Here is a 14,521-nt window from a genome sequence, read left to right as displayed (position 1 = left end):
TTTCCTTTTTTAAAATAGTCATTTTACAAGTGTGAGAATGATTCTCAAAAGTCCAATAAGGATTCCAGATAACAAAAGGATTGACGTCGCAATTACAATTCGATTTTTTATCTGATGTTTTGGTCTTAAGCGTGATTCCTCTTCGATTTTGGCTTGCTTCTCTTGAATTTTTATTAACACTGGATCCTGATTTTTCATTTGAGCACTTCCTTATAATCATCAATTGTCGACTGGCCAGATGACCACCATTGACTGCCTAACGCTTTACGATATTCTTTAAAATTCTTACCTACTTCACGGATTCTTTGGACGAGATTCATCCAGTCGTTTTGGAGGAATATATTTTCCGAACTTGTATAGCGCTGGTTGTGTATTGTTTCTTTAAACCCTAAAATGAGTTGATTATTCTCAAAAGCGGTACGAATAATATGCTCAACTTCATTTCCGTGGTTAATATCCAAATAAAAACTACTTTCTGAAATAAGTTTTTCTAGCTCTGAGTCATCCACTGTTGGATACAGCTGCACATTTGAATAATTTTCAAAAGCATGTAATTTCTGAGACATTGTCGTTCTCGCTGCGATATTAAACTGATAATTTGGTAAAGCCTCTACAAGCTGGTTGAGTTGTGCAATTTGGTCAGAGTTGGTAAGAATTAAAATGGACTTATTTATGGATTTACGTGCCCTCAAATTATAGAGATAGCCAAGATATTCAATTTGCACACTTGTTGGCTTGTCAATCTGTTGCTGGATTCGCATGTATTCTTCACGATTTTGCACCACAATACGTTTCGTAGGTGCAGCTTTATCAGATAATATCATCCGCATATTTCCTGGTATTTCAGCTGATTCCTCTTGCCAAAACAAAGTATGGTTATACGCCTTATTTGGTTTTTTCGTCTTTAAAGCTTCTGTAATGAAAAAGGGACGCCCGAGTGAATTATAAAAGATTTCACGCGTATTGCTTTCCGACTCTTCCAAATAAAAGATAATGAAGTCAGTATAAGTTTCAAAAACGTATTGTTTCTTTTTATAATTGAGTTGAATGGTTTGAGTGACATGGTTGAGTAAAATCACTTCTGCTTGTTTTTTATCAAAATAGGTTGTCAAAGTCCGCTGTCCATCACTATAAGTTTCTCTGCCAAACAATCTGCCATATTGATTGTAAAGGTCAATGGCTCGAACTCTTCCCGAGTCGTTCAGCCATTCTACAGACTTCACCGCACGATAGTCTGTTTTTCTTTGACTATAATTAATGTGTCCTCTTTTTTTATAACCTTCAAAAATTTCAGCTTTTTGCCCATCTCCCTTGATTTCCCAATAATTGGGGAGGGAAATTTCATTAAAAAATTTGGGAGACTCATCTTTAGAGGAATTCTCTTCTTTCATTCCGGTGAAAAAACTGATGGGTGAAGTTACATGTTCTGGGAGATAGCCATCTTCATTCAAAACAATTGTTTGCTGTTCATAGCCAGCCTGTTTAAGAGAGTTTTCTAAATCCTTTTCTTCTTCACGATAATTTTCAAATAAGTTAAGCATGTGTGACCTCCGCTTCAAGTTGTGCCCATTTCTTTTGAATGTGAGAGGTTAGAAATGGTTGAGCAATGTGGTAAGACGCCTCTCGAACTTTTTCAAGTGCTGTCTGGCTTTGCTTTTGATGTTTCACAATTGCTTCTGCAATTGCTGAAATATTTTTAGATGTTTCATTTTTACTATAAGACACCAATAAGCCATTGACCTCAGATTGAATAAAAGTTTGATTTCCGTAAGGAACATCATAGCCAATCATCCCTAAACCTGAACCAACTGCTTCTAGCAATGTAAGTCCAAAACCCTCACTTGTTGATGTCGAAACATAAGTCGTATAGTTTTTATATATATTTTTTAAATTATGCTGTCCCATTAAATGTATGTAATCACTCGCTTCGAGTTCCTCGATTAACTTTCTTAAAATCGGTTCATCACCACCGCGTCCATAAATATCAAGGCTAAGATTTTTTATCTGTTTCCGTGCTTGCACCGTTGCCCGTATAAGCCAGTCCAAATGTTTCTCGCTTGCCAAACGTGAAGCAGTGATTAGGGTATTGGCTTTCCTTTTTTTATTGACCATGAGTTCATCAATGCTACCCACTGGTATTGCGTAAACAGTGATTGGACCTTTTCCATATTTTAAAAACTGCTGTTCCAACACTTGCTTCTGAATTTCTGTTGCAGTAACGAAAAAGTCAATACTTCGTGCATTTTCAAACTGATAATCGTAATAATTGTTCCAAAGAATCTTCTTCTCGGTCGTTAAGGGCGCATTGTAATGTTCTGCATGAATAACGACACCAACTTTAGCTTCACCCTTAGCTTTAATAATTTCTGGACCCATTCCTGTCGAACGGTCGATAATTAGAATATCTTTCTTGCTTAACTCTAGACTTTCAACAAAATGAATCAAAAGATTTTCTTTAGAATAAATGGTTCTATCCTCAAAAACATATAAACTTTGTTCACCATTAAGAAGCTCATCGTAGGCAGTTGAACCATCTTCATTGAAGAAACGGCGTTGATAGAGATTCGCTTGATTGTTGACAGGTTTAAAATACTCAGAAAAGATTTTGACATAGTTATAATAATCTCTCTGGATTAAATTTCCATTGACAACCGTTTCTGTTTTGTAAACTGCTCCACTTGCCCCTGTTTTGTCTATAAAAGCCGTGACCCGTATGCCCTCCCAGATATAAGAAACTAAGTTTTCATTTTTCTCTATATGTTGTGGTTTGCTTGCAAAGCTCTTTTCAAGTTGTTTAAGTGTAAAAGTTGTGGGGCTAATTTTAATGTTTGTGAAGTATTGGTAGAGCCAAATAATTTCATGGTCTTCAAAACCGATATTTTTAGTCATTGCTTCCAGATTTTCATGGAAAATATCTGTAAAAATAAATTTTGCCTCTTGTTTATTCTTCTTAAAAATATTGGAACGGTAAGCTTGTGCATACTCTACACCTGAACTGGCCCAACCTATGCCAAGATTGAAATTATAAATGGTCATTTTCTTTTCCCTTTTCTAAAAATAAGTAATTTTGTATCTCCATAAGCAACTGCTTGGTGAAAAAACCTTCCTTCACCAGTGCGCCCACACGTTGCACGTTGGTACTGAGTCGCATATACTCTGCAGAAGACATGTATTTCACATAGTCTATTGCCTCTTCAAGATTACTTGCCACTAAACCAATCTCTTGTTCTTCCACAAAGTTTTGCTTTGCTAAGCCTTGATTAACAATAATTGGTAAGCCTGCAGCAAGATAGGTGCTAAATTTAAAAGAAGCATTCATTTCTGAGTATTCTCTTTCAAATTGATTTTCAATATTTTCGCTCCAGACTAAGCCAAAACCGCCTTTATTAAGTTCACGTAAAAGTTGATCATCATGTTGCCAACCTTTCATCCTTAAAAAACCTTTTGCATTCACCTCACCACTGCTAAAAACTTCCAATGGTAAATCACTGCTCCATTCTTTCACAAAAGGAAAACGCGTAATATTTCCAGCGAATTTTGGAGCTATACTATAAAAGTGGACAGAAAATTGTGTGTTATAATCTGTCTATTAAGACACAAAAATGAAAGGACTTTTATGTCAGGTTTTAAACGTTACGACGAGGAATTTAAGCAATCTCTCGTTAATCTCTACCAAACAGGTAAAACTCAATCCGAACTCTGTAAAGACTATGGTGTCTCCCCTTCTGCACTTGCAAAATGGATCAACCAGTACTCTCAAGTTCGTCTTGAAGATAATACGGTCTTGACTGCTAAACAGATTCAAGAATTACAAAAAAGGAATGCCCAACTCGAAGAAGAAAATCTTATCTTAAAAAAAGCAAGTGCCATATTCATGCAAAACTCCAAGTGAGATTAAAAGCAGTCTATAGACTCCGATTTGAACACACGACAGTTATGCTCTGTCGTGTTTTACATGTCAATCGTTCCACCTACTATAACTTCATAAACAAGAAGCCCTCAAAACGTGAAATAGAAAATCAACGCTTGAGAAAATTACTCCTTGAGATTTATATGAAAGCCAAGAAAAGAATTGGAACGAGAGCTTTTAAAATTATTCTCCTGCGTGATTATGGCGTTAATATTTCTGAGGGGCGTATCTTAAGACTTCTAAAGTCTATGACACTCCCTAAAATGTCAACGATTAAACCTAGAGTTAAATCAAAACACTCTCCTGCATTTTCTTCTGATAATCTCCTTAAACAAGAATTTAATCCTAAGTCCCCGAATCAAGTATGGACAACTGATTTCACTTATATTTCTATAGGACATAGACGGCATGTTTATCTCTGCGCCATCCTTGACCTCTACTCTAGAAAATGTATTGCTTGGAAAGTAAGTGACAGGATTGATGCTAAACTTGCCTGTGACACATTAGGGATGGCTATAAATAAGAGGAAGCCTAAGGAACCAATCATTTTTCATTCGGATCAAGGTAGCCAATTTAAATCAGCTTCCTTTAGAAAAATATTAGATGAGCATCAATTGCTTGCTTCTTACTCCAAACCTGGATATCCTTATGATAATGCTGTCACTGAGGCCTTTTTCAAGTACCTCAAACAACGGGAAATAAACAGAAGAACTTATCACTCCATTCAAGAAGTTCAACTCTCTTGCTTTGAATACATCGAACAGTTTTATAACAACTATAATCCTCATTCCGCAAACAATGGTTTAACTCCAAATCAGAAAGAAGAAAACTATTTTAAGAAAATATAGCTCATTTTGTGTCTAAATATTTGACATTAGTCCAGAAACCATTTAATTGATTGAGTATATTTTCTTTTACCATTCAATACAGCACTAATATCTGTTGCAGCAAACTTGTAAGGAGGATTTTTAATATTTTCATAAGCCCAAATTATATCCTTGTTACTTTTTCCTTGCATCTCCATGAATTCCACAATTTTTAATCGTTGGGAATCAAAACTTTGTTCTACTTCTGACATTTTTATCCTTTCTCAAATTAAATATCCTGCTTTTGCAGTACGGGAAGTTGAGGAATCGAACCTCTTCGCCTTTCTTCCCTGTAGCAAGTGCCACGTATCATAACTCCATGATATAATATAAGCGACCAAACTAAAATTATATATAGGAGTTTTTTATGAATAAAATTAAAAAAACAAGTTTTTTACAATGGTTATTTTATTTACTGTTAATTTTCTTTTTGCTAATTACTTTTTTTATGATAACTTATTATTTCTCTACACTTTTACAAATAAAGTTACCTAATGAACCTGCAATTTCCGTAATTACTCAGATAGATTATTTCAATTTATTTAAAATTTTTATTTTTGTTGGGATTGTTTATTTTTTTCTGTTTTCACTTCCTGAAATGTTTATCTTGTTTAGGGTACGGAAGGCGGGAAGGAAACTTGAAGATTTGAATATTAGAGAGAAAAAAATAATTGAGACCCTCTTTAGAATATTATTAGGTTGCTATATCCCCACTGTTGCTCTGTTTGCTTTATCAATAAATCAATTTTCAGCCATCGTTGAAATTTCAGCTCTCTTTACCATCTTCATTTTCTTTTTCAACCTTGGAAAGATTAATAAATGAAGATAACGTTCTATTCACCATGAAATCTATACCAAGTATCAAAACTACAAGAGTAATAATTGCTTTAATCCAATCATAATTTGACATATAACCACTCTTTCCGCCCACTGGGCTTTTTTATTTTCTAAAGTTAGATAAAAAGTTAGATTATTAATATTTGCGCTTGACAAAATGTATGAATTCTAATACAATATAAGCATAATGAAAAGCCTTAATAGAAACATTCTAAACTGCCTGGAAGCTTGTTTGTGGTGTTTACAGTTAAGTTGTTTTTCTAATATTTTTTCTAACTTCTTACCTTACAAAATATATTGTATTAGAATTCATACATTTTGTCAAGAGATAAGTACGAAAATTAATATTTTATTTTTTGTTTTTTATTTAGAAAGCTTGATATGACTATATTTGAAAGAATTGATACTCTTGCAAAAAAGCAAGGAAAAACTGTTAAAGTAATAGCTAAAGAAGCTAATTTAAGCGAGAATGCCATTTACGCTTGGAAAAAAACTAAACCCAAAGCGGAAGATCTAGCTTTAGTAGCAGATAGACTACATACTACTATTGATTATCTGTTAGGACGTGAAGAAATGCCAGTAGTTAAAGAACCTATAGATCTTGCTGATTTAGTAGATGAAAATAAAGTTGATTGGGATGAGTGGGTGTCTTTTGATGGTAAACCGCTCACAGATGAAGTTAAAACAGCATTAAAACTTATTTTGGGTAAACGTCTTGAAGACTAATCGGGGGCTCTATGAACGAACAGGAACTAATAGAGCGTATAATACTTGAGATAGAAAAATATGGAATTGAAGTTATCGGGGACAACTCATTTCCTTTAGACGCTGTAACAAACAATAGAAAAAAGATAACAATTTTTAATCCCACTACGGTTAAAGCATTTAAACTATGCCATGAATTGATGCATATTAAAAATAATGATCCTTATCGTCTAGGTGAATGTGACACTACAAGCCCTCAAGAGAAACGAACTAATAAAGAAGCAATTCTTTTTCTTTGGGACATATTCATAACTGAGGGTGGAAGCTTTGATATTTTTCAAAGGTTTATTGAAATATCTGGATGTCCTTGTGATACTTCTTTTTCTCTTCTTTGTAAAGTTAATGAAAAAGTCATAAATGAATTAAAAAAAGAAGGTAACATCCAAAAAGACTTTAGTAAAATGTCACTAAAAGAATGTGTTATTGATTACATTTCGCATTTCGATGTTGTGGAACAAATCAACACTTATCAGTTTCTTGAAGCATACAATTTACCTTATGAAAATTATGATAGAGCAGTTGAACTTTTTAAGAATATGCTCAAGCTTGATTATGCTTGTTAATATAAAAATACGTGCGCTAATCACGATAAAAGGGTAAGGAGAAAAATTATGGGATTATTGGATAACCTCAACAAAGTAGCTGATAAAGCCTCAAAGGTTGCAGCTGACAAAATTTCTGATGTAACACAAAAAGTTGATGATACTGTTACCAGTGCGGATTCAGGAAATCTGCTTCAAGGAATGTTAGGGAATTACCAGAAGCAAAATATAGATTCAGTTACCTCAAAATGGTCTCATATGCTCATCGAAAATGAGCAGGTTATATCGGCATATAAACTTGTTCGTGATGAAATTGTAGTGACTAATCATCGTCTGCTATTTGTTGATGCACAAGGAGTTACCGGTCAAAAGAAAGCCATCACCCAAATTTTTCTTGATACTATTGTAGATGTGAAATTTACTGCTGCAGGATTTGGTTTTGATGATACTGACATCTACATTACTTATCTCACAAACCCTTATTATAAAGCGTACGAAACTTCTCTTTCTGTCCATCACTTTGAATTTCCAAAAAAACTTGATGTTTCAGATTTCTATAGATTTTTGGTTCAACTTTCTGTAGAAAATAGAATAAAAATTAATTCATAATAAACATAAACTTACCCAAAAGTTGTTACATAATACGTGCGCTAATCACGTTAAAAGGGCAAGGAGAAATTTTATGGAAAAATTGGAAGATTTATGGAAGAATACAAAATGGTTTAAACCATTAGTTTTTATTGTTTTGTTAGTTGTACTTTTTAAAATTTGGCCCTTAACGTTAATTGCTGGGCTTGTGGCTATTGTTTATGCGATTTATTCGTTTAATAAATCTAGAAAATCAATATCAACCAAAATTAAACCACTCACTTCATTTATTATTGCGATTGTACTTATCATTGTTGGTGTAGCCGGTGCGTCTGGATCAGATACACCATCAGATGAAGCAGATTCTGACTCATCAACTAAAACTACTCAGTCAAGCAAAACTATACAATCATCTAATTCTAAAGAGGAAAAGAAAATCATAACTCTGAAAGTACCAAAGTCAGTCACTGCTAGCAGTTCAGGTACAGCAATAATTGAAGGTACAACTTTGCCAAATACCGATGTAAGAATTGGCATGGGAATTATTGGAGATTCTGTTACTTCTGACGGAAAAGGTAAATTTAGTTTAAGTTATGATATGACAAATGATTCTGACGAAGTAATTGAGATTACAGCACAAGACGGCTCTGATAATGTTACGGAAAAAGTAACAATAAAACAAAATGAAGAAATAAAAAAGAAAAAAGCTGAAGAGGATGCGGCTAAGAAAGCCAAAGAAAAAGCTGAAGCTGAAGCAAAAGCTGCCGAAGCCGCTTTACCTATAGAATACAAAAATGCACTGAGAAAATCAAAAGCATATTCAGATACAATGCATATGTCTAAAGCAGGTATTTATGACCAACTAACTTCGTCTTATGGAGAAGGGTTTACAGCTGAAGCAGCTCAATATGCTATAGATAATCTAAAAGCAGATTATAATAAGAACGCTTTAGAAAAGGCTAAAAATTATCAAGAAACAATGTCTATGTCTAGAGATTCAATTTATGATCAACTTATTTCCGAATATGGTGAAAAATTCACTCCTGAGGAAGCACAATACGCAATAAATAATCTACCAGCATAACAAAAAGCCGCCCAAGTTTGGCGACTGTGGGGCGACTTTAATCAATATGTATTTGAAAAATCACGATTTTCGTGAAGTTTTCTTGTACTCTATTTTACAGGAAAAAGGAGTAAAAATCAATTATGGCCAGGTACGTTAAACGAGGAAAAGTATGGCAATATGAAATATCATACAAAGATAATTATGGTACATTCAATAAAATAAGGAAATCTGGTTTTAAGACCAAAGGTGAAGCGATAGCCGAAGCTGGAGATATTGAATCGAGATTAAAACAAGGTTTTAAAGTTAACACAAAAAATAAGTCATTAGTAACTGCATTCACTGAATGGATCAAGGTTTTTAAAAAAGGTAAAATACAGGATTCCACATATGGAACTTATTTATCAACTTTAGCATATTTAAACAAATATTTACCAAATGCTACAGTAAAAAACATTGATAGAATTTCATATCAATATGCGATTAACGAAATGGGAAAAGAATTATCAAGCGGAACAATAAAAAACTTTAACCGTCAAATTCGCTCATGCATAAAGTTTCTAGTATCTGAAGGAGTAATTCAATATGATTTCACTCAAGGAGTTGCGATCAAAGGGAGAGGTAAGGATACAGGCAATTGGGTAAAATATTTGGATTTTGATGAATTTGAAAAACTTGTTAGTACTCTCCAAAAAGAAATGAGTCCAATAAATGTATTTTCCATTATGTGTTATATTGGCGCAATGACAGGAATGAGGTACAGCGAAGTAGCTGGCTTGACTTGGGACAATATAGATTTCACCAACAACAAAATAAAAGTAGATAAAGCTTGGAGAAACGATAAAAAAGATTTTGGGCCCACAAAAAATAAAAGTTCTGTTAGAGAAATTACTATAGACGGAACTTTTAAAATGTTATTATATAGATATAAAAATAGACAAAACAAAGTATTTAGTGAACTCGAGGTTACTAATCCACTCAACCTAGTCTGTTGGCATCCCAAAAGAGGAATTATAGAAAATGCCGTCGTTAATAAAGAACTTGCGCAAATTTGTCAAAGGGCTGGGCTAGAAAATAGAATAACAACACACGGATTAAGGCACACACATGCTTCCGTTTTAATTTATAAATCAGTAAATATTATGACTATTTCTAAAAGGCTTGGGCATGCTAATATTTCCATAACACTTGATACATATTCACATATAATCAAGGAACTTGAAAAAGCGGAAGACAAAAAAGTTATTGATATTTTTAGCAAAATAAATAGAAAAAAATAATTTGGCACAAATTTGGCACAATGAAATTAAAAACAGCTCAACCACAAAGGCTAGAGCTGTTTTTATTTATTCATCTTAAACTGAAGATACAAATCATTATAAATACCTGTCCAATATGGACTGAGATTAACATAAGCTTCATCTTCTTTTATCAGAGCTTCATCAGGATAATAAGACTTGTCTTCACGAACTTCTGCAGGTAAGAGTGCTTCTGCTTTAACGTTAGGTGTTGAATAGCCAACGTATTCAGCATTGGCCGCTGCATTTTCTGGTTCTTGCATGAAGTTGATAAAGGCATAGGCCGCTTTAGTATTTTTACTTGTTTTTGGGATAGCCAAGTTATCATACCAAATGTTTGTTCGGGCAGGGACCACATAGTGTAAATGTTCATTGCTTGAAGTCATTTCGGATGCTTGTCCACTATAAACGACAGATAACGGTGTTTCGTTATTAATCATATAACTCATGATTTCGTCTCCGAGAATAGCTTTAACATTGGGTGTGAGCTGTAGGAGCTTGTCATAAGCACGATCAATCTCTGACTGGTTCGTCGTATTCACAGAGCTTCCTGTAGCGATTAAGCCCATCCCCATCACATCTCGACTACTATCTGTGAGGAGGATCGAATTTTTGTAGTCTTTAGACCAAAGGTCTTCCCATTTTGTGGGTGGGTGAGTGATGTATTTATCATTATATACAATCCCCAAAGTCCCCCAGAAATAAGGCACAGAATAAGTATTTTTAGGGTCAAATGCCGCATCCAAGAGCTTCGGATTATCATAATTAAGATTTTTAATCTTGGTATGATCTAAAGGAAGCAAAAGATTTTCTTTGGCCATTTTTTGCACCATATATTCGCTGGGCACAACAATATCATAAGCGGTACCGCCTTGTTTAACTTTAGAATACATGGCTTCATTGGAATCAAATGTCACATAATTAACCTTATAGCCGGACTCTTTTTCAAACTTTTTGAGAAGCTGCGGATCGATATATTCGCCCCAGTTAAAAATCGTCAAGCTATTGGTAGAGGTTGAAACACCTGTCGCAGCGGACATCCGCCAAGCTGTAACCCCAAGAAGGACAGTAATTGCTAAAATCCCTGACAAGAAATAGATTAATTTTTTCAAGATAACTGTCCTTTCTTAAGTAATATTTGGCGTTTTTCCGGCAGTATCTGATTCTCTCATGATTATATAATACCCTATAACCAGTAAGATTGAGAAAAGAAATACAATTGCGGATAGTGCATTGATCTCAAGGGAGATTCCTGCACGAGCACGTGAATAAATCTCGACAGACATTGTCGTAAAGTCATTTCCTGTGACAAAGAAGGTAACGGCAAAGTCATCTAAGGAATAAGTGAAGGCCATAAAGAACCCAGCGATGACACCAGGTGTCAAATAGGGCAGAATCACTTCTCTTAGTGCTTGAGTCTGCGTTGCCCCCAAATCATAGGCAGCCTCAACTAAAGATTTATCCATCTCTTGGTAAAGTGGCAACACCATCAAGACAACAATCGGAATAGAAAAGGCGATGTGGCTCAACAAAACTGAGGCAAAGCCAAGTTTCATTCCGACTAAGGTAAAGAGAATCAAGAAACTTGCACCAATAACAACGTCAGGCGATACAATCAAGACATTGTTTAATCCTAAGAAAGTCGTCTTACCCTTGGCTTTAAGATTTTCGATAAACATGGCACCAAAAGTTCCAATGATTGTGGCAATTAAAGCACTCAAGAAAGCCAAGAAAAAGGTTTGTACGACAATCAAAATTAAACGGCTGTCTTGAAAAAGTTCTTTAAAGTTATCTAAGGTAAAGCCTGTAAATTGATTCATATCCCCGCCTTCGTTAAAGGCATAAAAAATCAAGAAAAAGATTGGGGCATAAAGGATAAAGAGCACGAAGCCCAGATAGATTTTTCCGACACGGTTTTTACTACGCATTAGCTACCCACCTTTCTTTCTCTTGTCACTAATATAATAATCATCATCGCAAAAACTAAGATGATGGCAATGGTTGAACCCATCCCCCAGTTTTGGGTGGTGAGGAAATGTTCTTCAACTGCAGTACCTAATGTTATTACCTTATTTCCGCCAATCAAGCGTGTCAGCATGAAAAGTGACAAGCTCGGAATAAAAACAGCTTGGACACCTGAGCGTACACCATTGAGCGATAAAGGCCAAACCACATGAATAAAGGTTTGCCACCATGTTGCACCTAAATCATAACTGGCTAAGACGAGGTTTTCATCCAAATCCTCAAGAGCATTAAAAATAGGCAACACCATGAAAGGAATAGAAATATAGGTTGCTACAAAGATAAAGCTAAAGTCTGTAAACAATATCTGTGGTCGGCCAAGTCCGATAAATTGTAAGAAACTATTCACAGAGCCATACTTTCCGAAGATACCAATGAAAGCATAAGCTTTCAGCAGTAAATTCACCCAAGTGGGCAAGATAATTAACATCAAGAGAAGCTGTTTGTGCTTGAGTTTCGTTAACACATAGGACACAGGAAAGCTAATCAAGAGTGTAACGACTGTAATGATGAGGGCATAGAGGATCGAATTCCAAGTCATCATCAGATAAGTTGAGCTTGTAAAATACTGGCTGTAGTTAGAAAAGGTAAACTGTCCTTGAATGTTGAAGAAAGATTGCCAAAGTAAGAGGATAAGAGGTGCTACTACGAACAGTCCAACCCACAGAAAGTAAGGGACAGAGAAGAGTCTTTTAGTCATTCTTCTTCCTCACTTTCCCCGTTTTCTTGCTTATGCAAAATATCGTTTACAGCTTGCGCCAGCTCAGTCAAGTCCATTGTGTTTTCCAAGGCTTCCTGAACAGCATCCATGATGGCTGCCTCTTCTTCTGCAGCTTCTTCTTCGACCGCATTGGCGATACCGATAGTTTGCTCTTCTTCCTCAACATACTCTTCGATACGCGCATCAAATTCTTCTTCGGTTTCATCAAGACGCATAATATGTATGGCTTCAGGCTCAAAGTTTAAACCAACCGTTTCTCCAACCAAGGCCTTGTGGGTGGAGTGAATCAGCCATTCGTTACCAAAATCGTCATAAGCCACAATCTCATAATGCACCCCACGGAAGAGTTGTGTATCGACTTTCACATTGAATTTTCCTTCATCTGGTAGGGTGAACTCAATATCTTCAGGACGAATGACCACCTCAATCGGCTCATTAGGCCGCATCCCGCCATCGACAGCTTCAAATTGTTGACCGTTGAACTCGACAAGATAGTCCTCAATCATGCGGCCATTGATAATATTTGATTCACCAATAAACTCAGCTACAAAATGGTTAATCGGTTCGTCATATATATCGGTTGGGGTGCCTGACTGAACAATTTCGCCCTCATTCATAATGAAGATCCAGTCGGACATGGCCAAAGCTTCTTCCTGATCATGAGTCACAAAAATAAAAGTGATACCCAGGCTTTGTTGCAACTCACGCAGTTCATATTGCATATCCTTACGAAGCTTCATATCCAAAGCCGACAGGGATTCATCCAGCAAGAGAACTTTGGGTCGGTCAATAATGGCGCGTGCAATAGCAACACGTTGTTTTTGCCCCCCAGAGAGCTTACTGATAGCACGTTTCTCGAAGCCTTCTAGTTGCACAAGCTTAAGCGACTCAGAAACACGTTGTGCGATTTCTGATTTGTTTACTCCCTTGATTTTCAAAGCAAAAGCCACATTATCAAAGACCGTCATATTCGGGAATAATGCGTAAGATTGAAAAATTGTATGCACGTCGCGCTTGTTTGTCGGGACATCATTGATACGCTGACCGTCTAGCAAAATATCTCCAGATGTGGCATCTAGAAGTCCAGCAATAATATTTAAAATCGTTGATTTACCTGAACCAGAAGCACCCAGTAAGGTATAGAACTTCCCCTCTTCAATCTCAAAAGTAATGTCTTTGAGCACTGTCGTACCACTATCTTCATAGGTTTTCGTTACGTTTTTAAATTCAATGATATTTTTGGTCATGATTTTTATCCTTCGTCTTGGATTTAGAGTTTTAATTGTTGGCAACCAACACCGGAATCTCAAAACCGGTGAAAGAAATAAGTTTTCGTTATTTGCAAATAGAGCTAAAGGTGAGCTACCTGATGGTAAATATCAATAGCATATTATAACGGCACCTGACGTTGAAAAACAAAAAATATCTTTTTTGTTTTTCAACTAATGAGGGCCTTTAAATGAACAACAGCATATTATGACGGCAAAAATCAAAAACGATATTTTTTTGATTTTTGACTAATGAGATGCTCAGGAAAGGTCCTATAGGACTTTCCGTCCATCATTAGCGCCTTCAGGCGCAATGATGGTAGCATATCAAAAAATCCAAGTGTACACACACTTGGATTCACATTCAATCTTTGATTACATATAAAAAGCAGTCTTACTGCGGAGAGACCGAGTAGTCAACTTTTAGTACTCTTATTGATGCGCGCAAGCGTGTTTCTTGGGTGGAGTGTGAAGCTCCATAAGCAAAATAATTTGCTTAATCAATAAGGCAATAAAATTGCCAATCGGCTGTGACTCTGGCTGTCCGTATGGCCTTAGTTTTCGCTTGTTCACAGCAAAAACGAGTCCTATTTTCTGCTGAGCAGAAACTTTTATAATTATAACGTAAATTTTATGTCAAT

At 35.6% G+C, this 14,521-nt stretch carries 15 protein-coding genes and 1 pseudogene; 7 read left to right on the top strand and 9 right to left on the bottom strand.

The window, feature by feature from the left end; genetic code table 11:
• Positions 1 to 18: 18 nt before the first annotated feature.
• Genes P3G65_RS05575 through P3G65_RS05560 form a run of 4 tightly spaced genes read right to left on the bottom strand, consistent with a single transcriptional unit; the run spans position 19 to position 3,505 of the window.
• A complete protein-coding gene (locus P3G65_RS05575; protein ID WP_017370017.1) occupies positions 19 to 198 on the bottom strand; it encodes a hypothetical protein in 180 nt (59 codons plus the stop codon).
• The gene (gene gtfB / locus P3G65_RS05570; RefSeq protein WP_173817128.1) at positions 195 to 1,541 is read right to left on the bottom strand and encodes an accessory Sec system glycosylation chaperone GtfB; all 1,347 of its coding nucleotides are present in this window, start codon (positions 1,539 to 1,541) and stop codon (positions 195 to 197) included. The genes P3G65_RS05575 and gtfB overlap by 4 nt, the downstream gene beginning before the upstream one ends.
• Positions 1,534 to 3,036, bottom strand: coding sequence for an accessory Sec system glycosyltransferase GtfA (gtfA, locus tag P3G65_RS05565; protein ID WP_019291748.1), 1,503 nt, complete (start codon positions 3,034 to 3,036; stop codon positions 1,534 to 1,536). Before gtfA ends, gtfB begins: the two co-directional genes overlap by 8 nt.
• The gene (locus P3G65_RS05560) at positions 3,023 to 3,505 is read right to left on the bottom strand and encodes a hypothetical protein (protein WP_230318201.1); all 483 of its coding nucleotides are present in this window, start codon (positions 3,503 to 3,505) and stop codon (positions 3,023 to 3,025) included. The genes gtfA and P3G65_RS05560 overlap by 14 nt, the downstream gene beginning before the upstream one ends.
• A gap of 111 nt (positions 3,506 to 3,616) precedes the next feature.
• Between P3G65_RS05560 and P3G65_RS05555 the strand changes: the two are divergent.
• A pseudogene (locus P3G65_RS05555) lies at positions 3,617 to 4,774 on the top strand (IS3 family transposase).
• 10 nt (positions 4,775 to 4,784) lie between these two features.
• Here the strand turns inward: P3G65_RS05555 and P3G65_RS05550 are convergent.
• Positions 4,785 to 4,988 carry a hypothetical protein gene (locus P3G65_RS05550; protein ID WP_284071354.1) on the bottom strand — a complete coding sequence of 68 codons (204 nt, stop codon included), beginning with the start codon at positions 4,986 to 4,988 and terminating at the stop codon, positions 4,785 to 4,787.
• A gap of 155 nt (positions 4,989 to 5,143) precedes the next feature.
• On the opposite strand from P3G65_RS05550, the gene P3G65_RS05545 reads away from it, so the two are divergent.
• The 6 genes from P3G65_RS05545 (at position 5,144) to P3G65_RS05520 (ending at position 9,851) form a co-directional block, all read left to right on the top strand.
• Positions 5,144 to 5,599, top strand: coding sequence for a hypothetical protein (locus P3G65_RS05545; RefSeq protein ID WP_019292506.1), 456 nt, complete (start codon positions 5,144 to 5,146; stop codon positions 5,597 to 5,599).
• Between the two features lie 395 nt (positions 5,600 to 5,994).
• On the top strand, positions 5,995 to 6,339 hold the full coding sequence (locus P3G65_RS05540) for an XRE family transcriptional regulator (RefSeq protein ID WP_019292507.1): 345 nt from the start codon (positions 5,995 to 5,997) through the stop codon (positions 6,337 to 6,339).
• Between the two features lie 11 nt (positions 6,340 to 6,350).
• Positions 6,351 to 6,941, top strand: a complete 591-nt coding sequence (locus tag P3G65_RS05535) for a hypothetical protein (RefSeq protein ID WP_040086243.1) — start codon at positions 6,351 to 6,353, stop codon at positions 6,939 to 6,941.
• Positions 6,942 to 6,989: 48 nt separating this feature from the next.
• The gene (locus P3G65_RS05530; protein ID WP_019292509.1) at positions 6,990 to 7,529 is read left to right on the top strand and encodes a PH domain-containing protein; all 540 of its coding nucleotides are present in this window, start codon (positions 6,990 to 6,992) and stop codon (positions 7,527 to 7,529) included.
• A gap of 73 nt (positions 7,530 to 7,602) precedes the next feature.
• On the top strand, positions 7,603 to 8,592 hold the full coding sequence (locus P3G65_RS05525) for an Ltp family lipoprotein (protein ID WP_019292510.1): 990 nt from the start codon (positions 7,603 to 7,605) through the stop codon (positions 8,590 to 8,592).
• A gap of 122 nt (positions 8,593 to 8,714) precedes the next feature.
• The gene (locus P3G65_RS05520) at positions 8,715 to 9,851 is read left to right on the top strand and encodes a tyrosine-type recombinase/integrase (RefSeq protein ID WP_014024683.1); all 1,137 of its coding nucleotides are present in this window, start codon (positions 8,715 to 8,717) and stop codon (positions 9,849 to 9,851) included.
• A 62-nt stretch (positions 9,852 to 9,913) separates the two neighbouring features.
• On the opposite strand, the gene P3G65_RS05515 is transcribed toward P3G65_RS05520, so the two are convergent.
• The 4 genes from P3G65_RS05515 to P3G65_RS05500 are packed head-to-tail and all read right to left on the bottom strand — an operon-like array spanning position 9,914 to position 13,859.
• On the bottom strand, positions 9,914 to 10,981 hold the full coding sequence (locus P3G65_RS05515) for an ABC transporter substrate-binding protein (protein ID WP_019292511.1): 1,068 nt from the start codon (positions 10,979 to 10,981) through the stop codon (positions 9,914 to 9,916).
• 15 nt (positions 10,982 to 10,996) lie between these two features.
• On the bottom strand, positions 10,997 to 11,797 hold the full coding sequence (locus tag P3G65_RS05510; RefSeq protein ID WP_017370221.1) for an ABC transporter permease: 801 nt from the start codon (positions 11,795 to 11,797) through the stop codon (positions 10,997 to 10,999).
• Positions 11,797 to 12,591: an ABC transporter permease gene (locus P3G65_RS05505; RefSeq protein WP_019292512.1), complete on the bottom strand. Its 795-nt coding sequence runs from the start codon at positions 12,589 to 12,591 to the stop codon at positions 11,797 to 11,799. Before P3G65_RS05505 ends, P3G65_RS05510 begins: the two co-directional genes overlap by 1 nt.
• Positions 12,588 to 13,859 carry an ABC transporter ATP-binding protein gene (locus tag P3G65_RS05500; RefSeq protein ID WP_017370223.1) on the bottom strand — a complete coding sequence of 424 codons (1,272 nt, stop codon included), beginning with the start codon at positions 13,857 to 13,859 and terminating at the stop codon, positions 12,588 to 12,590. The genes P3G65_RS05505 and P3G65_RS05500 overlap by 4 nt, the downstream gene beginning before the upstream one ends.
• Between the last annotated feature and the right edge of the window lie 662 nt (positions 13,860 to 14,521).

The organism is Lactococcus sp. bn62, from assembly GCF_029492705.2.
GTDB classification, from domain to species: domain Bacteria; phylum Bacillota; class Bacilli; order Lactobacillales; family Streptococcaceae; genus Lactococcus; species Lactococcus petauri.
This window is presented reverse-complemented; position numbering and strand designations above follow the sequence as displayed.